This is a genomic window from Enterobacter sp. ECC-249 (assembly GCF_043965265.1).
Taxonomy (GTDB): domain Bacteria; phylum Pseudomonadota; class Gammaproteobacteria; order Enterobacterales; family Enterobacteriaceae; genus Enterobacter; species Enterobacter quasiroggenkampii.
Map to the genome: position 1 here is coordinate 1,095,053 of NZ_CP143660.1, position 21,330 is coordinate 1,116,382.

Annotated in this window: 18 protein-coding genes; 10 read left to right on the forward strand and 8 right to left on the reverse strand. The window is 61.4% G+C overall.

The features are described from left to right. Positions 1 to 123 precede the first annotated feature (123 nt). Both V1587_RS05290 and V1587_RS05295 read left to right on the forward strand, forming a co-directional pair. Positions 124 to 1,212, forward strand: a complete 1,089-nt coding sequence (locus V1587_RS05290; protein WP_395314524.1) for a cellulase family glycosylhydrolase — start codon at positions 124 to 126, stop codon at positions 1,210 to 1,212. 56 nt (positions 1,213 to 1,268) lie between these two features. After that, on the forward strand, positions 1,269 to 2,663 hold the full coding sequence (locus tag V1587_RS05295; protein WP_371899456.1) for an MFS transporter: 1,395 nt from the start codon (positions 1,269 to 1,271) through the stop codon (positions 2,661 to 2,663). Between the two features lie 39 nt (positions 2,664 to 2,702). Here the strand turns inward: V1587_RS05295 and V1587_RS05300 are convergent, their stop codons facing one another. From V1587_RS05300 to V1587_RS05315, 4 genes are read right to left on the reverse strand one after another with little or no spacing between them, the layout of a single operon-like run. Further along, positions 2,703 to 3,524, reverse strand: coding sequence for an alpha/beta fold hydrolase (locus V1587_RS05300; protein WP_371899416.1), 822 nt, complete (start codon positions 3,522 to 3,524; stop codon positions 2,703 to 2,705). A 30-nt stretch (positions 3,525 to 3,554) separates the two neighbouring features. Further along, positions 3,555 to 5,174 (reverse strand): MFS transporter, encoded by a 1,620-nt coding sequence (locus V1587_RS05305; protein WP_061716031.1) that lies wholly within the window; start codon positions 5,172 to 5,174, stop codon positions 3,555 to 3,557. Then, positions 5,171 to 5,578: a DoxX family protein gene (locus tag V1587_RS05310; RefSeq protein ID WP_032649971.1), complete on the reverse strand. Its 408-nt coding sequence runs from the start codon at positions 5,576 to 5,578 to the stop codon at positions 5,171 to 5,173. Before V1587_RS05310 ends, V1587_RS05305 begins: the two co-directional genes overlap by 4 nt. Beyond that, on the reverse strand, positions 5,578 to 7,449 hold the full coding sequence (locus V1587_RS05315) for an amidohydrolase (RefSeq protein ID WP_371899415.1): 1,872 nt from the start codon (positions 7,447 to 7,449) through the stop codon (positions 5,578 to 5,580). Before V1587_RS05315 ends, V1587_RS05310 begins: the two co-directional genes overlap by 1 nt. Before the next feature lie 219 nt (positions 7,450 to 7,668). Between V1587_RS05315 and V1587_RS05320 the strand changes: the two genes are divergently transcribed. From V1587_RS05320 to V1587_RS05340, 5 genes are all read left to right on the forward strand, one after another. Then, positions 7,669 to 8,355, forward strand: a complete 687-nt coding sequence (locus V1587_RS05320) for a hydrolase (RefSeq protein ID WP_008501349.1) — start codon at positions 7,669 to 7,671, stop codon at positions 8,353 to 8,355. Between the two features lie 61 nt (positions 8,356 to 8,416). Beyond that, positions 8,417 to 8,638 carry a DUF1427 family protein gene (locus tag V1587_RS05325; RefSeq protein ID WP_063617489.1) on the forward strand — a complete coding sequence of 74 codons (222 nt, stop codon included), beginning with the start codon at positions 8,417 to 8,419 and terminating at the stop codon, positions 8,636 to 8,638. Then, on the forward strand, positions 8,635 to 8,898 hold the full coding sequence (locus V1587_RS05330) for a XapX domain-containing protein (protein ID WP_024909507.1): 264 nt from the start codon (positions 8,635 to 8,637) through the stop codon (positions 8,896 to 8,898). Before V1587_RS05325 ends, V1587_RS05330 begins: the two co-directional genes overlap by 4 nt. A 20-nt stretch (positions 8,899 to 8,918) precedes the next feature. Further along, positions 8,919 to 9,299 carry a response regulator transcription factor gene (locus V1587_RS05335; protein WP_371899414.1) on the forward strand — a complete coding sequence of 127 codons (381 nt, stop codon included), beginning with the start codon at positions 8,919 to 8,921 and terminating at the stop codon, positions 9,297 to 9,299. Between the two features lie 9 nt (positions 9,300 to 9,308). Next, positions 9,309 to 14,891, forward strand: coding sequence for an ATP-binding protein (locus V1587_RS05340; protein WP_371899413.1), 5,583 nt, complete (start codon positions 9,309 to 9,311; stop codon positions 14,889 to 14,891). Positions 14,892 to 14,894: 3 nt separating this feature from the next. Here V1587_RS05340 and V1587_RS05345 read toward each other — a convergent pair whose 3' ends face one another. Next, a complete protein-coding gene (locus V1587_RS05345; protein WP_371899412.1) occupies positions 14,895 to 15,512 on the reverse strand; it encodes a response regulator transcription factor in 618 nt (205 codons plus the stop codon). A 283-nt stretch (positions 15,513 to 15,795) separates the two neighbouring features. Between V1587_RS05345 and V1587_RS05350 the strand changes: the two genes are divergently transcribed. Both V1587_RS05350 and V1587_RS05355 read left to right on the forward strand, forming a co-directional pair. Beyond that, complete coding sequence (locus tag V1587_RS05350) at positions 15,796 to 16,398, forward strand: ATP-dependent Clp protease proteolytic subunit (RefSeq protein ID WP_024909504.1); 603 nt, start codon at positions 15,796 to 15,798, stop codon at positions 16,396 to 16,398. 135 nt (positions 16,399 to 16,533) lie between these two features. Continuing rightward, positions 16,534 to 17,655 (forward strand): cupin domain-containing protein, encoded by a 1,122-nt coding sequence (locus tag V1587_RS05355; protein WP_008501341.1) that lies wholly within the window; start codon positions 16,534 to 16,536, stop codon positions 17,653 to 17,655. Positions 17,656 to 17,746: 91 nt separating this feature from the next. Here the strand turns inward: V1587_RS05355 and V1587_RS05360 are convergent, their stop codons facing one another. Then, positions 17,747 to 19,162, reverse strand: coding sequence for a PLP-dependent aminotransferase family protein (locus V1587_RS05360; RefSeq protein ID WP_111967172.1), 1,416 nt, complete (start codon positions 19,160 to 19,162; stop codon positions 17,747 to 17,749). 176 nt (positions 19,163 to 19,338) lie between these two features. Here V1587_RS05360 and V1587_RS05365 point away from each other — a divergent pair, with 176 nt between their 5' ends. Then, a complete protein-coding gene (locus V1587_RS05365) occupies positions 19,339 to 19,500 on the forward strand; it encodes a DUF1127 domain-containing protein (protein WP_371899411.1) in 162 nt (53 codons plus the stop codon). Positions 19,501 to 19,595: 95 nt separating this feature from the next. On the opposite strand, the gene V1587_RS05370 is transcribed toward V1587_RS05365, so the two are convergent. Then, positions 19,596 to 19,850: a DUF4282 domain-containing protein gene (locus tag V1587_RS05370; protein WP_039265304.1), complete on the reverse strand. Its 255-nt coding sequence runs from the start codon at positions 19,848 to 19,850 to the stop codon at positions 19,596 to 19,598. Positions 19,851 to 19,930: 80 nt separating this feature from the next. Next, positions 19,931 to 21,319, reverse strand: a complete 1,389-nt coding sequence (locus tag V1587_RS05375) for a PLP-dependent aminotransferase family protein (protein ID WP_371899410.1) — start codon at positions 21,317 to 21,319, stop codon at positions 19,931 to 19,933. Positions 21,320 to 21,330 lie beyond the last annotated feature (11 nt).

The window sequence follows — 21,330 nt, forward strand, 5'->3', positions numbered from 1 at the left end:
ACGTTTCTCATTCATCGAAGCGTGAACTTTGTGAGGGGCATCGCTTTTCTTCGTGCGAGAAATTGCGCATTTATCCCGCAACTAATATTTATTAGCTAAATATTATCAGTAAGAGGACGCGTAATGAAAGAGCAGTGGAGCAGGGAGCAGGCACAGGCGTGGTATGAGCAAAAGGGCTGGCTGTGCGGGTTTAACTATCTGCCGTCGACGGCGGTGAACTGGACCGATATCTGGCAGGCAGAGACCTTCGACGCCGTGACGATTGACCGCGAGCTGGGCTGGGCGGCGGAGGCGGGCTACAACACCCTGCGCATCAACCTGCCGTTTATCGTCTGGGAGCACGACCGCGACGGGCTGATGGCGCGCATCGACCGCTTTTTAACGATTGCCGACGGCCACGGGTTCAGCACCATGCTGACCCTGATGGACGACTGCGGCTTCTCCGGCGACGAGCCGTACCTCGGCCCGCAAAAGCCGCCCGTGCCGGGCAAGCACAACAGCCAGGCGGCGGCGAGCCCGGGGCGCGACAAGGTGTGCGATCCGGACTGCTGGGCAGACATTGAGCGCTATATCCGCGACGTTGTCCGCCAATTCCGCGAGGATAAGCGCGTGCTGCTGTGGGATCTCTACAACGAGCCGGGCAACCGCGGCATTTTCGCGACCGGCACGCAGGAGGTGCAGTACGACGCGAAGCTGGAGACCTGCGCCCACGCGCTGATGAAGCTGGCGTTCCAGTGGGTGCGTGAAGAAGATCCGACCCAGCCGCTCACCGTCTGCGCCTGGCGTCTGCCGCCGGAAGAGGAGGGCGAGACGTTCTTCCAGCATCCGCTGGACCAGACCGCGCTGGCGCTCTCGGACGTGGTGAGCTTCCACGCCTACACCCACACCGGGCGCATGACGGCGATTATCCAGCAGCTGCAAAAGCTCGGTCGGCCGCTGTTCTGCACCGAATGGCTGGCGCGCCACGTGGGCAGCACCATCGAAGAGCAGCTCCCGCTGATGTACGCGGCGAAGGTCGCACCGTACCAGTGGGGGCTGGTGCGCGGCAAAACCCAGACGTGGCTGCCGTGGCCGGTGGTGATGAAAGAGTCCACGGACTACTGCCGCCTCTGGTTCCACGACGTGTTTGAGGAGAACGGCATTCCGTTCTCGCGCCGTGAAATCGCCCTGATGCAGCAACTGCGCAAGATCGCCCCGCAGGCGCAGGACTAATAATATCGACCCGGCGGTCCACCGCCGGGCAACCAGGCAGGCATATAACAATGGCAATGACAATGACAATGAAAATCCCGTCTCGCGAGCTGTGGTCTTATTTTGGTTATGGTTTAGGTCAGTGTTTTAGCTTTGGTTTAGTGGGTTCGTTTATTAACTATTTTTACACCGACGTGCTGGGGATTTCGGCGCTGGCGGCGAGCACCATCTTCCTGATTGCCCGCGCGTGGGACGCGGTTCACGATCCGCTGTTTGCCAGCATCATGGATACCATTAACAGCCGGTTCGGCAAGTTTCGCCACTTTTTGCTGATCGCCCCGCTGCTGATCACCGGCGTCACGCTGCTGTCGTTCTATAAAATCGAAGCGGACATGACCACCAAAATCCTCTATGCCGGGGTGACGTATATCCTGTGGGGGACGCTGTACGCCATCTCCGATATCCCATTCTGGTCGATGTCGTCGGTGATGACCAACGACTCCGGGCAGCGCACCCGCGCGGTGACGGCGGCGATGCTCGGGGTGAACGCCGGGATTGCCTGCGCCAACATCTTCTTCCCGAAGCTGGCGGCCTACTTCGCCCAGTACAGTAATGATAAAGGCTACTTTATGGCGGCGCTGGTGATGATGCTGGTGGGCCTGCCGCTGATGCTTAACGGCTTCATGCAGATCAATGAGCGCGTGCCGCCGAGCCCGGAAAAGGTGACCATCCGCGACACCTTCCACAACCTGCGCCAGAACAAGCCGCTGTTTATCGTCCTGCTGTCGTTCTTTTTCTGCGTGTTTCACAACGTGGCGGGCGGGCTCTATATCTACTTCTTTATCAACAACCTGGGCGACGGCAGCCTGCAGATGGCGATTGGCGTGATGGGGATAGTCGCGGCGGTGCTGTGCCTGGTCGCCCCGATGCTGACGCGCCGGATGCAGAAGCGGAAGCTGTTTATGATCCTCTGCGGGCTGGACGTGGCGGTGCGCGTGGTGATGTGGTTTGTCGGCTATCAGCAGGTGACGATGCTGTTTATTCTGCTCGGCCTGAGCACGCTGTTCGTGATGATGACCAACATCCTCACCTCGTCGATGATTGCCGACACCATCGAGTACGCGGAGTACCACACCCACAAGCGCTGCGCGGCGATCACTTTCTCCGGGCAGACCTTCACCGGCAAGATGTCGGTGGCGGTAGGCGGCGGGTTAATCGGCGTGTTTCTGACGATGATCGGCTACGTGCCGCAGGCGCAAATTCAGAGCGAAGGCGTGCTGTCGGGGCTGTTCTTCGGGATCTGCCTGCTGCCTGCGATAGGGTCGCTGATCCGCATGGGCTTTATGTCGCGCTTTACCTTTACCGAGGAGAAGCACGCGGAGATTTGTCGGCTGCTGGCGGAGCGCAACGCGTCTGCGAAAGCGCCGGGTGGCGGCTGCGCCTTACCCGGCCTACAGGACCAGCCCTTGTAGGCCTGATAAGCGAAGCGCCATCAGGCTTCGCTTAATGACTTACAGCGACTTCACAAACGCCAGCAGATCTTCGTTGAGCTGGTCCTGGTGGGTCAGCGCGAAGCCGTGCGGTGCGTTGTCGTACACCTTCAGCGTGGCGTTTTTGATCATCTCTGCCGCCAGCTTGCCGGTGCTTTCAAACGGCACGATCTGGTCGTTGCTGCCGTGAATTACCAGCGTCGGCACGTCGATTTTCGCCATATCCGGGCGGAAGTCGGTTTCGCCGAACGCGGTCACGCAGTCGATAGTGCCCTTCAGGGACGCCAGCAGGGCGATGTTCAGCGTCTGGGTCAGGGCACCGGCGGAAACGGTCTGCCCGGCGTTGGTGCCGTAGAACGGGGTGGCGAAGTCGCTGATGAACTGGGCGCGATCTTTACGCAGTCCGTCGCGAATGCCGTCGAACACGCTCTGATCCACACCCTGCGGGAAGGAGGCTGATTTACCGAAGATCGGCGTGACCGCGCCCAGCAGCGCCAGACCGGCCACGCGCGCGCTGCCGTAGTTGTTGATGTAGCGGGTCACGTCGCCGCCGCCCATGGAGAAGCCCACCAGCGTCACGTCCTGGAGGTCCAGGGTGGTGATCAGGTCGTTAATGTCGGACGCAAAGGTGTCGTAGTCGTAACCGTTCCACGGCTGATCCGAGCGGCCAAACCCGCGGCGGTCAAAGGCGATGGCGCGGAAGCCGCGCTCGGCCAGGTAGTTCAGCTGGCTGTCCCACATGTCGCCGTCCAGCGGCCAGCCGTGGCTGAAGAGAACCGGTTTGCCCGCGCCGCCTTCTTTGTAGTAAATCTGCGTGCCGTCTTTTGCCTTAAACGTTGCCATAGTGTGTTCCTGTGCAGGTGATGGTTAGGGTTATACCGGCGCGACCAGATAACGAATTGCCGGTGATGTTGTGCCCTGATGAAAAGCCAGAACGCGGCTCTGCAGCAGGAGGTCATTCATAGTGTGGCGCTCCTGCTGGCGCAGATGCTCAATCCACGAGCCCATCAGGAAGGTCTCGATAAACAGACCGGGGCGCTCAATATCCTCGTACACCGCCCAGCTCATCGCCCCGGCGCGGCGTCGCACCCGACGCAGCTCGTGTACCGCCTCCAGGAAGGCTTTTGCGTTGTGCGGGTCGATGATGTACTCGTGCGAGACCAGCACCGGGCCGCGCTCGTTCGGCAGGTCGATCTCCACGCCGTCCAGCGGCTGGCCGCTCAGGTCGAGGTTTAATTCCGGGTCTTTCTCCAGCTTCCAGCGGAACACGGTGGCGCTTGCCAGCACCATCCCCAGCGTGGCGACAACCAGCGCGGTCGGGGTGCCGAACCGGGAGGCAATCTGCCCCCAGATGGCGCTGCCCGTGGTCATCGAGCCGAAGAATACCGTCAGGTAGACCGCCAGCGCCCGGGCCTTCACCCAGCGGGCGGCGCTGCGCTGGGCGCCGAGGTTCAGCGTCGAGAGCACCGCAATCCACGCGAAGCCGGTGAAGAACTCAAACAGGTTGAGCAGCCAGACGTGGCGCACAAACGCCAGCGCCAGCATGGTGAGGGCAAAAACCAGGCTCGCGGCCACCATCAGCCGGTCGGCGTTCAGCCGCTGGCGCAGGCGCGGCAGCAGAATGGCCCCGGCAATCGCCCCCAGGCCAATGCACGCCAGCATCACGCCGTAGCCCGCCGGGCCTAAGCCCAGCTCGCGGCGCGCCACCAGCGGCAGCAGCGCCCAGCCCGCGCTGCCGAAAACAAAGAACGCCACGGTACGCACCAGCACGTTGCGCAGCACCGGGGCGGCGTGGACGTAGCGGATGCCGGTGCGCACCGCAGAGAAGAAGTGCTCCGGCGGCAGACGCTGAATGGACGGGGCCGGACGCCAGCGCCACAGCACCCACGCCACGCCAACCACGGACAGCGCGTTCAGGGCAAACACCATCCACGGCCCGGCGAGCGACAGCAGGAAACCGCCCAGCGCGGGGCCAATCGCCCGGCTGATGTTCACCCCGAGCGAGTTCAGCGCCACGGCGGCACCAAGCTCCGGCTTGCTCACCAGATCGGGCACCACGGCCTGGAACGGCGGCGAGCTCATCGCCGCCCCCACGCTCAGCAGAAACGTCGCCACCAGCAGCACGGTGGGGGTAACGTGTCCGGTGAAGGAGAGCACCGTCAGCCCGGCGGCGGCGATGAACACCCACAGCTGGGAGAAGAGCAGGTATTTACGTCGGTCGACGATGTCCGCCATCACCCCGGACGGCAGGGCGAAGAGGAACATCGGCAGACTGCTGGCCGCCTGCACCAGCGCGATATCCAGCGGGTCGGCGCTCAGGGTCAGCATGCTCCAGTTGATGCCGACGTCGCTCATCCATGAGCCGACGTTAGAGACCACCGTGGCGATCCACAGCATGCGGAACACCGGCTGGCTCAGCGGCTGCCAGGGTGAAACCGTCGGTGCGGGCGTCGTCTCGACGTGTGCGTCGCGAACGTCGTTAACCTGGGTCATGCGAACCTCTCCGTTGCCTTACGCTGCAGCCGCCACTGGCCCGGCCCGGTGAGGGCGAGAGTGGTGAAGATAATCAGCAGCAGCCAGCCAAACTGCCCTTCTGCAATCGACCAGTTCGGATGAACCGCCAGCATCGCCACCAGCAGCACGGCGATAATCGGCAGGCACGCCAGGCGGGTGTAAACGCCCGCAATGATCAACAGCGGGCAGATCACCTCGGCGACAATCGCCGGGATCAGGCTAGCGTAAGGCCCGAAGCCGAACGGATCTTCAATGCGCGTCAGCTCTTCGCTGAAGTGCAGCACCTTCGGCAGGCCGTGCACGTACAGCAGCAGCAGGCTGCCGGTCAGGCGCAGGAAGAACAGCCCCAGGTCGATCCGGGGCGGCATAGTGGTGTTTTTCATCAGAATGCAAAGCAGCTGCAGCCCAGCGCCCCCCAGAAAGCGTTATCCTCGGACACCGGCATCGCTGACGTGCGGGCGAAATCGTGCTGGTGGCTGTGAACCCCGCACGGGCCGCTGCAGTGGTGAGCCACACTCATACCCACGCGTGTGGCCTGCGGCGGCGCGCTACGGTAGTGGCCCGGCACCTTCACCACCGGGGACCACTCGGGCAGAACCGGGATGGCCGGCGGCGCGAGCGGGCCAAAGCTGCCCGCGGCGTAGACGATATCGCCGTTGACCACCGTGAGAACGGACTCGATGCCCTTGATCTCCTCTTCCGGCACGCGGAAGTAGTCTTTGCTCAGCACCGCCAGGTCGGCGAGCTGGCCGACCTTGATCTGCCCCTTTTGGTTCTGCTCGCTGGAGAACCACGCGCTGCCCTGGGTCCAGAGCATCAGGGCGGTATCACGATCCAGACGGGCGCTGTGATCGTACATCTGCATCCCGCCGACGGTGCGGCCGGAGACCAGCCAGTAGAGCGCGGTCCAAGGGTTGTAGCTTGCCACGCGGGTGGCGTCCGTCCCTAAGCCCACCGGCACGCCGGTCTCGAGCATTTTCGCCACCGGCGGCGTGTGGCGGGTGGCTTCGATGCCGTAACGCTCGGCAAAGTACTCCCCCTGGAAGGCCATGCGGTGCTGGACGGCAATGCCGCCGCCGAGCGCTTTGATGCGGTCGATGTTGGCCTGGGTGACGGTTTCCGCGTGATCGAAGAACCAGTGCAGACCGTTGAACGGAATGTCGCGGTTCACCTTCTCGAACACGTCCAGCATGCGGCTGATGGATTCGTTATAGGTGGCGTGCAGGCGGAACGGCCAGCGGTGCTCCACCAGATGGCGCACCACGCGCTCCAGCTCGTCCTCCATGCCCGGCGCGAGGTCCGGGCGCGGTTCGAGGAAGTCTTCAAAATCGGCGGCGGAGAAGACCAGCATTTCGCCCGCGCCGTTGTGGCGGAAGAAGTCGCTGCCCTGGCCCGGCGTGAGCATGTCGGTCCATTTTTCAAAGTCTTCCAGCTCGTGGCCCGGGCGCTGGGTAAAGAGGTTGTAGGCGATGCGGATGGTCATCTGCTTTTTCGCGTGCAGCTCAGCAATCACCTCGTAATCTTCCGGGTAGTTCTGGAAGCCGCCGCCCGCGTCGATGGCGCTGGTCAGCCCCAGGCGGTTGAGCTCGCGCATGAACTGGCGGGTGGAGTTGACCTGCTGCTCCAGCGGCAGCTTCGGCCCTTTGGCCAGCGTGGCGTAGAGAATCATGGCGTTCGGACGAGCAATCAGCATTCCTGTCGGGTTGCCGTTGGCGTCGCGCTGGATCTCCCCGCCCGGCGGGTTTGGCGTGTCTTTGGTGTAGCCGACCACCTTTAGCGCGGCGCGGTTGAGCAGGGCGCGGTCGTACAGGTGCAGGATGAAGACCGGGGTGTCCGGCGCGGCGTCGTTAATTTCGTCCAGGGTCGGCATGCGGCGCTCGGCAAACTGGAACTCGGTCCAGCCGCCGACTACGCGCACCCACTGGGGCGACGGGGTGCGCAGGGCCTGCTCTTTCAGCATCCGCAGGGCGTCGGCCAGGGAAGGTACGCCTTCCCAGCGCAGCTCGAGGTTGTAGTTCAGCCCGCCGCGAATCAGGTGCAGGTGCGAGTCGTTCAGGCCGGGGATGGCGGTGTGGCCTTTCAAATCCACTACTTTGGTGGCGTCGCCGTGGTGCTGCATCACCTCGGCGACGGTACCCACTTCCAGAAATTTTCCGTCGCGCACGGCAACGGCTTCCGCGACGGGGTTTTCGCGATCGACGGTGTGAAACTGGCCATTAACCAGAATGAGATCGGCTTTACCTGGGGTAACCATAAACTGCTCCTGACTGAGAGGGGAATGGTCAGGATTATGGGAACCGGTTTCGGCAAAGATCCAGTTATACAATAGGATAGGTATACCAAAGTATAACTATACCTAAGGTTAACTATACGAAGAGATAATTACGCGCGGAGAGGGAAAACCGCAGGATGAGGGTGACTTTATCGCCGCGGCGCTCGCGGTGATTTCTACCCTTAACCACTGGAAAATGCTATGACCTCTTCAAAGCTCGAAGTGTTAACCCCTGCGAACTGTCAGATCATCTTTATCGATCACCAGCCACAGATGGCGTTTGGCGTGCAGTCGATTGACCGCCAGGTGCTGAAAAACAACACCGTGGCGCTGGCGAAAGCGGCTAAGGTGTTCAACATCCCGACCATCATCACCACCGTTGAGACCGAAAGCTTCTCCGGTAATACCTATCCGGAGCTGCTGGACGTGTTCCCGGGCCAGGACATTCTGGAGCGTACCTCCATGAACTCCTGGGACGACCAGAAGGTGCGCGACGCGCTGAAGGCCAACGGCAAGAAGAAGGTCGTGGTTGCCGGTCTGTGGACCGAAGTGTGCAACAACAGCTTTGCCCTGTGCGCCATGCTGGAAGGCGACTACGAAATTTATATGGTGGCGGACGCGTCCGGCGGCACCTCCAAAGAAGCCCACGACTACGCGATGCAGCGCATGATCCAGGCGGGCGTGATCCCGGTGACCTGGCAGCAGGTGATGCTGGAGTGGCAGCGCGACTGGGCGCGTAAAGAGACCTATACCGCGGTGATGGACATCGTGCGCGAGCACTCCGGCGCGTACGGCATGGGCGTGGATTACGCCTACACCATGGTGCACAAAGCACCGTCTCGCCAGAAGAGCGAGCACCGCACCTTAGCGCCGGTCCCGGCTCGCTAAGTCCCGTCGGCGGGCTGGTCCCTCATCCGGCTCGCCGCTGCCTCTTTCTCTGGAGTTCACGATGAGTACTGGGCTGATATCCCTTGCGGCAGGCGTGTTGATTGGCCTGATGTATGCCGTGCTGAAGGTGCGCTCCCCCGCGCCGCCCGCGCTGGCGCTGATTGGTCTGCTGGGGATGCTGGCGGGTGAACAGGCGACGCGCCATCTCTTATCCCGCGACGGCGTCCCACCTCCTCAGGTGACCGTTCCGCAGGCCGCATCGCAGACGGGAGCGTCATCATGAAAGCATGGATAATTTCGCTGGTGTGCGGCGTGGTTGCTGGGGTAATTTACGCTCTGCTCGACGTCCATTCCCCGGCACCGCCGGTTGTCGCCCTGCTTGGCCTGTTCGGCATGCTGGTTGGCGAACAGCTTATCCCGGTGGGACGACGTTTACTGAGTCGCGAACCGCTCACCCTCGCCTGGTTTCGTCACGAATGCGTACCGAAAATCAGCGGCACGGCGCCCCCTGCGCCCGCGAAGGACCCTCGCGACGTTAAATGACTGGTTAGAGGAATAACAGCATGACGCTGCCGTGGCGCATTGCCATCATTGATGACGAACGTTCCGTCCGCAGCGGGTTGAGTAATCTCCTGGAGTCGGAAGGCTATTCAACCGACACGTTTGATTCGGCAGAGGTATTTCTGAGCCATCCGCTTGCCCTGTCCGGCGCGGCGCTGGTGATCACCGATATCAAGCTGCGGGGCATGAGCGGCCTTGAACTGTTTGACAAGCTGCGGCTGCTGGCCGTACCGCCTCCGCCTGTGCTTTTTATCTCCGGTCATGCTGATGAAAATATGCAGCGGTACGCTATCGGTCTGGGCGCCGCTGCTTTTTTGCGTAAGCCGATTAACATCGATATTCTGCTGGATCATATTCAGCGGGAGCTGGCCCGCCGACAATAAGGATCGCGGATGAACGAACACGAGCAGCCTGCATTCTGGCCCGCCCAGGGGAATCTTCACCAGGGGCGGGTTTTTGTCCTTAAAGAGGATGTGATTTTTACCGTGCTGGCGCAGGAGGGCGGAATCGCCTGGATGCATGCGCGACATCCTCATTCCGGCGGCTCGTTCATTATCGCCACCGCGGTCAGCGACGAAGAGGAAGAGCGGGCCACCCGGCTGCTGAAAAACGAGTTTGCGCTGCGGGACGCGCTGCAGGACAGCTGGGCCATTCGTGCCGTCGCGTCCACCCAGTACCGGGGGCGCTTCGCGCTGGTGTACGCCCCGTTTTCGTTTGAGCTGCTGGCGCGGCGCGCGGGCAGGGCGATCTCGGGGATCGCGCGCTTTATCGAGCTGGCGATCCAGATCTGCGTTCCGCTGCGCCAGATGCATCTGCAAAACCTGATCCACGGCGATATCAAGCCCGGCAATATTTTTGTTCATCACGATGCCACCTGCCGTCTGGGCAGCTTTGGCCTTTCATGCAGCCTCTCCGGCGCCTTCGCGCAGACCCGGCTTGCCGTTTCAGGCGGCACGCCAGCGTATATGTCTCCGGAGCACACCACCCGCACCCAGCGCCCCGTCGATGGCCGCAGCGATCTCTACAGCCTCGGCGTGGTGCTGTATGAACTGCTGACCGGACGCCTGCCGTTTGAACTGGGGGAGGACGATCGGACCAACTGGGCGCACTACCATATTGCCTCGGCGCCGCTGGCCCCGGATGCGATACGCCCGGACGTGCCGGGAATGCTGTCGACCATCATCCTGAAGCTGCTGGAAAAGCATCCCGATAATCGCTACCAGACGGTTGACGGGCTGATTGCCGACCTCCGACGCTGCCAGGCGACGTTGACCGGTGAGGGCGAGATCGTCGCCTTTACCCCCGGCCAGCAGGACCGCACACCGGCGATTCTTCTGGCGGACTCGCTGTTCGCGACGCATCCGCAGGCGAATGACGTCATTGCCGCGTTTGAGCGGGTGGGGCAGAACCGCGTGCCGGAGCTGGTGACCATCGGCGGGCCGTCGGGGATCGGCAAATCCTCCATCATTGCGACGGCGTTAAAAACGCTCCAGCAGCGTACGGTGCTGCTGGCGGTGGGCAAAGTGGATCAGTTTTCACCGTCATTGCCCTACGGCGTATTAAGCTCCGCATTCCGCCCCCTGACGCTGCACCTGCTGGGCCTGCCGGCAGACGAGGTGGCGAAATGGAAAATCCGTCTTTCTCGCGCCCTGGAAGGACACGAGGCGCTGGCCGTCAGCCTCGTGCCCGAGCTGGGCCTGCTGCTTGAGCGCAAGCCGCGCTTCCCGGCAGATACGTTTTCCATTGATGCCCGGGCGCGCTTCAGCCATATGGTGCTGGCGCTGGTGAAAACTTTTGCCTCGCAGGGCTGCCCGCTGGTGCTGGTGCTCGACGATCTCCAGTGGAGCGACGCCGCCAGCCTGCATACGCTCAACTATCTGCTGGTGAACTGCGGCGCGATCCCGCTGCTGGTGGTGGTCGCTCACCGCGACATCGGTTCGTTGTCCGAACCCACACTGCAACAGCAGCTGGCGAGCCTGCCGGAGGCGGCGCAGCACGCGAGCGAAATTGTCCCGCAGGCGCTGTCTGTCAAAGCCGTGTCCCGCTGGCTGGGGACGGTATTTCGCACCCGCAGCACGGCGACGACCGACCTCGCCACGCTGATCCATGAAAAGACCCGGGGAAACCCGCTCTTTGTACACGAGTTTTTCCGCCGCATCGTCGATGACGGGCTGGTGGTGCACAACAAATATCAGGACAAGTGGCACTACGATCTGCAGGCGATCCGCGCCCGGCATTACACCGAAAACGTCGTCACCCTGGTGCTGGAGAAGCTGGAAGAGTTGCCCGACGAGACGCGTCGCCTGCTGGGCAGCCTTGCCTGCCTCGGCGGCACGGGCGAAATGGAGATGATCTGCCGCGTGGTTGGTATATCGATGGCGGAAATGCGCTACGCGCTGCATCCGGCGGTCATGGCGCAGCTGATCGTGCTGACGGAAAAAGCGTACTCCTTCACCCACGACAGGGTGCAGGAGGCCGCCTTTGCGCTGCTGGATCAGCATGAGAAAAGCCATCTTCACCTGACCACTGCCAGCCTGCTGGCCGACGCCGCGCGCCAGGCGGCGGGGAACGAGCTGCTGTTCCGCGCCGTACATCACGTTACTGCCGCGCTGGACAGCATCCAGCCCGCCCCGCAGCGCCAGATGTTCCGCGAGCTAAGCCTGCTGGCCGCGCGACGCGCGAAACGCTCGGGGGATTATATTTCGGCGCTGAGCTATATCCAGACAGCCCGAGCGCTGGGTAACGCCGGGACGGTGTCAGACTTTATGCTCGATATCGAAGAGGCGGGCTGCGAGTTTGCGCTGGGGCATCTGGAGCGCACCCGCGAGCTGTGTGACGCGATCCTCGGGTGCCCCGGCGGGCTGACCGAAAAGGCGCTGGCGGCCAACCTGCTGGTGGAGGTGTACATTCGCCAGTCGGACAGCCGTCTGGCGCTGGAGGCGGCGCTCTGCTGGCTGGGGGTATTTGGTATTCAGATCGGCCGCTATCCGGAAGATGCCGACTGTGACGAGGCCTGGGAACACTTCTGTAACCGCGCGGGCGACGCGCCGCAAACCCTGTTTGCCCCGCTCTCGCGGATGGATAACCCGGAAACCGAAGCGGTGATGAACCTGCTTTACAGCGCCAGTATTTGCGCCAGCTTCATCTGTCCGCGCCTGCACTTTTTGCTGCTTTGCCGCATGATGCACCTGACCCTCGACCACGGCATTACCGGCGCCTCCACTACGGCGATGGCCTGGTTTGGCGTGCTGATGGGCCACCGCTACGCCGAGTATCGCCTCGGGTTCCGGTACGGCACCCTGGCCCGCGAGCTGGTCAATCGCCACGGCTACGACGCGTTCGAAGCCAAAACCCTGCTGCCGCTCGACCAGCTCAGCGTCTGGACCCAGCCTTTATCGTTTACCATCGAGTGCGCAAAGGCCTGCTTTACCTCGGCGGTGACCCACGGCGATATGACGATGGCCTGCTTTGCGGCCTGCCACCAGGTCATTAATTTTCTCTCCCGGGGCGATCACCTGGACGGGGTGCTGACCAGCATCGATCGCGGCCTGGCGTTCGTGCGTAAAACCCACTTCCAGGACGTGGAGACCATTTTGATGGTCCAGCGCGGCTACATTGAGTTCCTGCGCACGCCGACGATCGGTACCTGGACCGCGTCGCAGGTGCTGCCGGAGGCGCTACTGCCCGCGTCACCGGAGCAGGCACCGGAGCAGACCTCCACCATGCTGTTCTGGTACTGGCTCTACCGCGGCATGGCCCACTTTACCTGCGGCGAGTATGCCGACGCGCAGGCGGATCTGGAGATGGCGGGGTGGTACGCGTGGTCTGCGCCGGGGCACATCCATCTGCTGGATTACCATCTTTACAGCGCGCTGGCGCTTTCGCGGCAGCTGACCCCGGAGACCTTCTCGGCGAACCACCGCCGCAGCATTCACGCCCACTACGACAAAATCGCCCTCTGGGCGCGCATTAATCCCGGCACGTTCGCGGATAAAGAGGCGCTGATCTACGCCGAAATCGTGCGTCTGGACGGGATGAACAGCATCGCGCTTGAGCAGTATGAGAAGGCGGTCCGGCTCTCCCGCGAGGGCGGGTTTAATCCGATTAACGCCCTGGCCCACGAGCTGGCGGGCCGCTTTGCGCTGGCCTGCGGCTATCCAACCGCCTCGGACGCACACTTCCGCGGCGCAATTGCCGCCTGGGGCCGGGCGGGTGCGCAGGCCAAGGTGTGCCAGCTGGAGCAGGATTTCCCGCATCTGCTGGCCTCCGGGCAGGCCAGCGCCTATGACACGGTGGCTTTCGCCCAGAACGAGACCATCCGCGATCTGCAGAGCGTCATCAAAGCCTCCCGCGCGCTGTCGGAAGAGATCAATCTCGAGCGCTTAATCGAAAACCTGATGACGATCCTCCTCGAACGCGCCGGGGCGCAGCGCGGCCTGCTGCTTCGCGTCAGCGATAACCTGATCCCGGAGATCGAGGCCAGCGCCTGGACCAGTACCGAAGGCGTGCGGGTGCGGATCCTGAAAGACGTGCCGACGGCGACCGACATGCCCCTGTCGGTGCTGGCGGCGGTGATCCGCACCGGGCAGGAGATCCGCACCGGTAAGCCGGAGGAGTTTCACCCCTTCAGCCAGGATCCCTATCTGGTGACCTCGGGGGCGGCCGTCATGTGCGTCCCGATGTTCAAACAGGCGCGGCTGGTGGGCGTGCTTTACCTCGAAAACCGCCTGATGCCGGAGGTTTTCACCGCCGAGCATTCTCGCGTGGTGAGCCTGCTGGGTGCGCAGGCGGCGGTCTCTCTGGAAACGGCGCGACTGTACGCCGAGCTGCTGGAGGAGAACATCCAGCGCCGTCGGGTGGAAAAAGAGCTGCGCGCCAGCCAGACCTCGCTGATGCTGGGCGAGCAGATCAGCCACACCGGCAGCTGGCGCTGGGAGCTGGAGCAGGATCTGATGTTCGTCTCGGAGGAGTACGCCCGCATCCTCGGCCTGTCCGAACAGCAAAAGACGATCTCAATGGCGGAGTTTTTAACCTTCGTTCACGAAGACGACTACGCCCGCATCAGCACCATCGTCACGCAAAGCGTGCGCGAAGGGCTCTCCATGCGCGCGGAGTTTCGGGTTAAGCGTACCGACGGTTCAACGCGCTATATCCTCGGGATTGGCGATCCGGTGGGCGTGGGCAGCGAGGTGAACGAGTATTACGGCATCATTACCGACATCACCAGCCAGCGCGCCGCGGAAGATGCCACGCGGGTCGCGCAGGCGGATCTGGCGAGGGTGTCCCGCGCCACCACCGTCGGGCAGCTGACCTCCTCCATCGCCCATGAGATCAACCAGCCGCTGATGTCTATCGTCTCGAACGCCGGAGCGAGCCTGCGCTGGCTCAGCCGGGAGCCGGCGCGGCTGGATAAAGTGCGGGAAGGGTTGGAAGAGATCGCTGCGGAAGGCGCGCGGGCGGGGGAGATCATTCGCAGCATCCAGTCCCTGACGCGCAAGCAGGATCCCACCTTCTCGCGCATTGATCTGCACTATCTGATCCACCATATCATCGCGCTTTCCCGCAGCGAGCTGGAGCAGCGACACATTAGCGTTGATTACCTGTTGAAGGCGCAGGACAGCTTTATCACCGGCGATAGCGTGCAGATCCAGCAGGTGCTGCTTAACCTGGTAATGAACGCCGTCGAGGCAATGGCCGAGGTGAAGGATCGCGCCTGCACCATCACCCTGAGCACCAGCAACGCGGACGGGAAAGCGATCGTTGAGATCGCCGATACCGGAAGCGGCATTGAGCCCGAGCGGCTGGAGCAGATTTTTGACTCGTTCTACTCCACCAAGCCACAGGGGATGGGGATGGGACTGACCATCAGCGCCAGCATCATTGAGCGCCACTGCGGAAAGCTGAGCGCGCGCCGCCGGGAGCCTTACGGCACGGTGTTTGCCTTTGCGCTGCCGCTGGCGGCGCAGGAAGGGTAAACGTTACTCCGCAGGCTGGCTTTTGGTCAGGCGTTCAACGGCCCTGACCAGCTCTGCCACGGAGCGCACCTGCATTTTCTCCATTACGCGGCGGCGATGTACTTTCACCGTGATCTCGCTGACGCCCAGCTCGGCGGCAATTTGCTTGTTCAGCATGCCGCTTATCGCCAGCGTGAGCACCTCGTGTTCGCGCGGGGTAAGGGAGAGATGACGCTGCTTCAGGGCGTAGTGCTCTTTATTACGCTCGGCGTTGTTTTCCGCCAGCTGCAGCGCGGACTCAATGGCGTCGATAAGCGCGGTGGATTCGACAGGCTTGGTGAGAAATTCGTAAGCGCCGCCTTTTATGGCGCGCACCGACATCGGGATGGTGCCGTGGCCGGTGAGAAAGATAATCGGGATTTCGCGCCCGCAGTCCTTGAGGGCATCTGCCACCTCAAAACCCGAGATGGTGGGCATCTGCATATCGAGGACGACGCACGAGGGGAGCTCTTCAAAGCGGTGCTGAAGAAACGCTTCTGCCGATGAAAAGCCGATGGCGTTTAAGTCTGCCGATTCCAGCAGCCCGATCACGGACTGTCTGACTGCGTCATCGTCATCTACCACATACACAATGTGTTCCATTCACCGCCCCGGTGCTGATTGACATGTCGAGGATGCAAACAGCCCCAGGAGTGACGTAAGGGACTGTTTATGCTGACTTTCATCTTAACACATTAATTATAATTATCATTTAACAATATGATAATCATATGAAGTATAGCGATCCGGGCGGGGGCGGTGAAAGAACGAAACTCGTGCAACATGGGCAATGTGCATGAGCTCCCTCGTGATTTGCCGGTGAGGACTTTGATCGGTAAAACAGGCTACACTCTGGTTTTGAGCGCGACAAGCTGAGGAAATAACAATGCACTACACACTGAAAGAAAGCGACAAGGAAAAGGCGGAAGGGTCAAACGGCGCGGGCGCTCTGCAGCAAAAACTGCTGGAGTCTCGTTCGATTGTGATCTCCGGTGAGATCAACCAGGAGCTGGCGCAGAAAGTGATCACCCAGATGATCCTGCTGCAAAGCGTCAGCAACGATCCGATCAAGCTGTACATCAACAGCCAGGGCGGCCACGTGGAAGCGGGCGACACCATCCACGACTTCATCAAATTCATTCGCCCTGAAGTGCACGTGATCGGCACCGGCTGGGTGGCGAGCGCCGGGATCACCATCTTCCTGGCCGCGAAAAAAGAGCACCGCTACTCGCTGCCAAACACCCGCTTTATGATCCACCAGCCGCTGGGCGGTGTGCGCGGTCAGGCGACGGATATTGAGATCGAAGCGCGCGAGATCATCCGCATGCTGGATCGCGTGAACAAGCTGATCGCCGACGCCACCGGTCAGCCGCTGGAGAAAGTGAAAAAAGACACCGACCGCAACTTCTGGATGTCACCGGCGGAAGCGCTGGACTACGGTATCGTGGGTAAACTGATTACCCACTATGACGAGCTGAAGCTGGATTAAGTTTTCGCGGCGTGTTTGTGTCGGGTGGCGGCTTCGCCTTACCCGACCTACGCGCCCTCGTTTGACCCATGACAAGTTCCCCCTCTGCCTTCTTGCCTATAATCGCGCCTGTTTCCCTTCTCACTGGTGCTACCCATGGCGTATCAACTGAACCTGAACTGGCCGGAATTTCTTGAGAAATACTGGCAAAAGCAACCCGTTGTGCTGAAAAATGCCTTCCCGAATTTTGTCGACCCGATCACCCCGGACGAGCTGGCGGGGCTGGCGATGGAGCCGGAAGTCGATAGCCGCCTGGTAAGCCATTTCAACGGCAAATGGCAGGCCAGCAATGGTCCGTTCGAGCACTTTGACGATCTGGGCGAAACCGGCTGGTCGCTGCTGGCGCAGGCGGTGAACCACTGGCATATGCCCGCGGCGGAGCTGGTGCGTCCGTTCCGCGTTCTGCCGGACTGGCGTCTGGACGATCTGATGATCTCCTTCTCCGTGCCGGGCGGCGGCGTGGGCCCGCATATCGATCAGTACGACGTGTTTATCATTCAGGGGATGGGCAGCCGCCGCTGGCGCGTGGGTGACAAGCTGCCGATGCGTCAGTTCTGCCCGCATCCGGCGCTGCTGCATGTGGATCCGTTCGAACCGATCATCGACGAAGATCTGGCTCCGGGCGATATTCTCTACATTCCGCCTGGATTCCCGCACGACGGTTTTACCCATGAAACGGCGCTCAACTACTCCGTCGGCTTCCGCGGGCCGAACGGTCGCGATCTGATCAGCAGCTTCGCCGATTATGCGCTGGAAAACGATCTGGGCGGCGAGCACTACAGCGATCCGGATCTGACATGCCGCGAACACCCGGGCCGCGTCGAGCAGTACGAGCTCGATCGCATTCGTCAGATGATGATCGACATGATCGGCAAACCTGATGATTTCACAAAATGGTTCGGCAGCTTTGTCTCCACGCCGCGCCACGAGCTGGATATCGCCGCCGCCGAGCCGCCGTACGCGCCGGAAGAGGTGCTGGACGCGCTGCAGGGCGGCGAAACGCTGTCTCGCCTGAGCGGCCTGCGCGTGCTGAACGTTAACGGCAGCTTCTTCATCAACAGCGAACAGCTGGAGACGGTAGACGCGAAGGCGGCGGATGCGCTGTGCCGCTACACCGAACTCGGTCAGGCCGAGCTGGGCGATGCGCTGAAAAACCCGGCGTTTGTTGAAGAGCTCACCGGGCTGATTAACCAGGGATACTGGTACTTCGACGAGTAGTGCTGCCTGTTGCCCGGTGGCGCTGCGCTTACCGGGCCTACAACGGCAAGAACGTAGGCCGGGTAAGGCGAAGCCGCCACCCGGCAAAACACTACTCCTCCATCGCAATCACAATCGCTTCACCCAGCTTCTTCAACGCCTCGCGATGTTTCTCCGTCGGCGGCAGCGCCACGTTGATCCGCAGGCAGTTACGGTACTTCCCTGATGCGGAAAACAGCGACCCGGCCGCGGCCTGGATCTTCAGCCGGCACAGCTGCTTGCTGACGCACACCATGTCCACCTTCTCCGGCAGCTCAATCCATAGCAGGAAGCTGCCCTGCGGGCGCGTGACGCAAATCTCTGCCGGAAAATACTGCCGCACCCAGCAGGTGTAGGTTTCCATATTTTGCTGATAAATCTGGCGCATACGGCGCACGTGGCGATGGTAATGGCCGTCGCGAATAAACGCCGCCACCGCCATCTGCGTGCCCGGCACGTTAAACCCGCCCGCGGCGTATTTCATGTGCATCACCCGGTCGTAGTAGCGTCCCGGCACAATCCAGCCGACGCGCAGGCCCGGCGCCACGGTTTTGGTAAACGAGCTGCAGAGGATCACGCGGCCGTCGATATCCATTGAATGAATGGTGCGCGGGCGCGGGTACTCCGCCGCCAGCTCGCCGTAAATATCATCCTCAACAATCACGATATCGTGCCGCTGGGCGAGGGCCAGCACCTGCTTTTTCCGCGCCTCCGGCATGATAAACCCGAGCGGGTTATTGCAGTTGGGCACCAGGATCACCGCCTTGATTGGCCACTGCTCCATTGCCAGCTCTAGCGCTTCGATGCTGATCCCGGTTTCAGAGTCGGTGGGAATTTCAATCGCCTTGATGTCAAACCCGCGCAGCATCTGCATGGTGCCGTGAAACGACGGCGACTCTACCGCCACGATATCCCCCGGTTTACACACCGACAGCAGGGCGATAGAGAGCGCGCCGTGGCAGCCGTTGGTGATCACAATGTCGCTTGCCGAGACGGTAGAGCCGCCGTCGAGCATCAGGCGCGCGATCTGCTCGCGCAGCTCCAGGCGCCCGTCAAGCACGTCATAGCTCAGCATCTCGCCGGGGTTATGCTGCGCGATGCGGCTCATCTCGCGCCACAGGGGCTTCAGGCTCGGCTGGTTAATGTCCGGCGAACCGCCGCCAAAGGAGATCATCTCTTTGTCGGCGCGGGCGTCCAGCAGCATCATCACCTCATCCCACTGGGTGACGTCCACGGGGCGCTGCACCGGGCGCGTCATCGCCGGGACGGGCGGCTGGGCTTTGCGCGGTGAGACAAAATAGCCGGAGCGCGGCTGAGGCGTGATCAGCTGGAGGTTTTCGAGGATCTGGTAGGCCTGCTGTATGGTGCTGATGCTCACGCCGTGCTCCTGACTCAGCGTGCGCACCGACGGCAGACGTTCGCCGCTGCGATACAGCCCTTGCTCAATGCGTTCAGCCAGAAGATTGGCCAGATGTTGGTAGCGTGTCATGCTGTATCCTTTGTTTTCACCATACAGATTATAAAACCAGTACAGATTGCTGCGAAAATTGCCATGCAGTTACTGTTTTAGCGGATCTGTATGTTAAACAAAAGTTGTTTTTGCATCTGTATTGCACGGGTGGATTTCCGGGATGATAACCCCACTGACACAGTGAGGAGAGCATCATGGAATTCTACGAGAATCGTTCAAAACGTCCGTTTATTGTGTTTGTCTGGATCGCGAAAACGCTGCGTAACTGGTATCGCATCAACCGCACACGCCGCATCCTGAGCCAGATGAGCGACGCGCAGCTCAAGGACGTTGGGTTATCGCGTTATGATGTGTGAGGCGTATCATCGCCCGGTGGCGCTACGCTTACCGGGCCTAAAGGAGAGCGTGGGCCGGGTAAGGCGTAGCCGCCACCCGGCATATAACAAGCGGGTTATTCGGCAGATTTTACCGACGTGTTTTCAGCGATACGGCGCAAATATTCGTTGTTCTTGAACGCAACCATAATCAGTTCGAACATCACGCGGCATCCGACCAGGCTGCATACCGTACCGATAAAGCCGGTGATGAGATGGTCGCTGAACATGGTATACACACCGCCTGCAAAAATAAGCAGCATGGCGATCCAGTAAAATAAGACCAGCACGCGTGGTGTTAATAAATAATCAAATCCCAAAATTGATTTCATTTTCTTTTCCTTAGAAATGTAAAAACCCATCAGATTATATCGATATTTTAAATCGGTGCTAATTGGGCAGATATCTGGATTCAGAGTAATATCTCCAGCGTCTGCCGCTTCGGCCTTTCCAGCAACTCCACCGCCTCTTCATACGACCGCACGTTGTTATAGCCCATCACCAGCCCGTAGCGTTTGCCCGACCCGCGATACCACTCTGAGAGCGCATTGACCTGCAGCTGCTGTTCCTGCCAGCAGCGCGCCACTTCCCGGTCACGGCTTCCTTTTGTCAGGAACGCCACGATATGCATCCCACCGTCGTTTTGCTCGGTGAAAAACAGATTGCCATACACTTCGCGCAGGGCGGCAATCATCCAGTCGCGGCGGGTCTGATACAGCGCACGCATCTTTTTCAGGTGACGGAAAAAATGCCCTTCGTTGAGAAACGCGGTGAGGATCTTTTGCGTCAGCACCGGCTGGCCGCTGGTGGTAATGTCCGCGCAGTCGGTAAAGGCTCCGACGGTGCTGGCGGGCATCACCACGTAGCCCATGCGCAGCGACGGCATGATGGTTTTGCTGAAGGTGCCCATAAAAATCACCCGGTCGTGATGGTCGAGGCTTTTCAGCGACGGCAGCACCTTGCGGGTGTAGTGAAACTCTCCGTCGTAATCGTCTTCGATGATCCACGCCTCGTTCTGGCTGGCCCAGTCGAGCAGCTGCTGCTTGCGCGGAAGGGAGAGGGTGACCGCCAGCGGGCTCTGGTGCGATGGGGTGACGATGGCAAAACGGGCGTCGCGATGGTAACGAAGCAGGTAGTCCGTATCGATGCCGCAGCGATCGACCGGCACCGTGTGCAGGCGCGGCACGATCCGCTTGAGCAGCTGCTGGCCCATAAAATAGCCCGGATCTTCAAACACCACCTTGTCGCTGCGGCTGGCGAGGGTGTCGAGGATCAGCCGCAGGCTGCCGCTGTAGCCGCTGGTGATCAGCACCTGCCCGGCGCTGCAGGACAGCCCGCGCGAGATGTTGAGGTAGCTGGCGATGGCCTGGCGCAGCGGATACCAGCCCAGAACGGGCGGGTTGAGCATCTCCTCCTGACGCATGGCCCGCGTCGCCTGTCCCGCCAGCAGCAGCCACTTTTTATACGGGAAGCTATCGAGAGCGGGGATACCGGGGCGCAGAAACCCCGCCCGCTCGCGCTGGCTGATGAGAGATGCCGGAAGCGCGCCGGTGGGCTGCTCCGCGGGGGCATTCTTATCGGGCAACAGTAAGTCCGGGTTGACCCGCGTGCCGCGCGCGCCCTGGCTCACCAGATACCCTTCACCCGTCAGAATGGCGTATGCCGTTTCGACGGTTTTACGCGCCACCTTCAGCTCTTCCGCCAGCACGCGGATGGCAGGCACCCTGTCGCCCGGCTTCAGCACGCCGCGCGTAATGTTGTCGCGATAGCGGGAATAAATCTCGTGATAGCCCGGCTTCATGTCCTACCTCA

Coding starts and splice junctions, on each gene's coding strand:
- V1587_RS05290 (WP_395314524.1), top strand. CDS start 124: ATGAAAGAGCAGTGGAGCAGGGAGCAGGCACAGGCGTGGTATGAGCAA.
- V1587_RS05295 (WP_371899456.1), top strand. CDS start 1,269: ATGACAATGACAATGAAAATCCCGTCTCGCGAGCTGTGGTCTTATTTT.
- V1587_RS05300 (WP_371899416.1), bottom strand. CDS start 3,524: ATGGCAACGTTTAAGGCAAAAGACGGCACGCAGATTTACTACAAAGAA.
- V1587_RS05305 (WP_061716031.1), bottom strand. CDS start 5,174: ATGACCCAGGTTAACGACGTTCGCGACGCACACGTCGAGACGACGCCC.
- V1587_RS05310 (WP_032649971.1), bottom strand. CDS start 5,578: ATGAAAAACACCACTATGCCGCCCCGGATCGACCTGGGGCTGTTCTTC.
- V1587_RS05315 (WP_371899415.1), bottom strand. CDS start 7,449: ATGGTTACCCCAGGTAAAGCCGATCTCATTCTGGTTAATGGCCAGTTT.
- V1587_RS05320 (WP_008501349.1), top strand. CDS start 7,669: ATGACCTCTTCAAAGCTCGAAGTGTTAACCCCTGCGAACTGTCAGATC.
- V1587_RS05325 (WP_063617489.1), top strand. CDS start 8,417: ATGAGTACTGGGCTGATATCCCTTGCGGCAGGCGTGTTGATTGGCCTG.
- V1587_RS05330 (WP_024909507.1), top strand. CDS start 8,635: ATGAAAGCATGGATAATTTCGCTGGTGTGCGGCGTGGTTGCTGGGGTA.
- V1587_RS05335 (WP_371899414.1), top strand. CDS start 8,919: ATGACGCTGCCGTGGCGCATTGCCATCATTGATGACGAACGTTCCGTC.
- V1587_RS05340 (WP_371899413.1), top strand. CDS start 9,309: ATGAACGAACACGAGCAGCCTGCATTCTGGCCCGCCCAGGGGAATCTT.
- V1587_RS05345 (WP_371899412.1), bottom strand. CDS start 15,512: ATGGAACACATTGTGTATGTGGTAGATGACGATGACGCAGTCAGACAG.
- V1587_RS05350 (WP_024909504.1), top strand. CDS start 15,796: ATGCACTACACACTGAAAGAAAGCGACAAGGAAAAGGCGGAAGGGTCA.
- V1587_RS05355 (WP_008501341.1), top strand. CDS start 16,534: ATGGCGTATCAACTGAACCTGAACTGGCCGGAATTTCTTGAGAAATAC.
- V1587_RS05360 (WP_111967172.1), bottom strand. CDS start 19,162: ATGACACGCTACCAACATCTGGCCAATCTTCTGGCTGAACGCATTGAG.
- V1587_RS05365 (WP_371899411.1), top strand. CDS start 19,339: ATGGAATTCTACGAGAATCGTTCAAAACGTCCGTTTATTGTGTTTGTC.
- V1587_RS05370 (WP_039265304.1), bottom strand. CDS start 19,850: ATGAAATCAATTTTGGGATTTGATTATTTATTAACACCACGCGTGCTG.
- V1587_RS05375 (WP_371899410.1), bottom strand. CDS start 21,319: ATGAAGCCGGGCTATCACGAGATTTATTCCCGCTATCGCGACAACATT.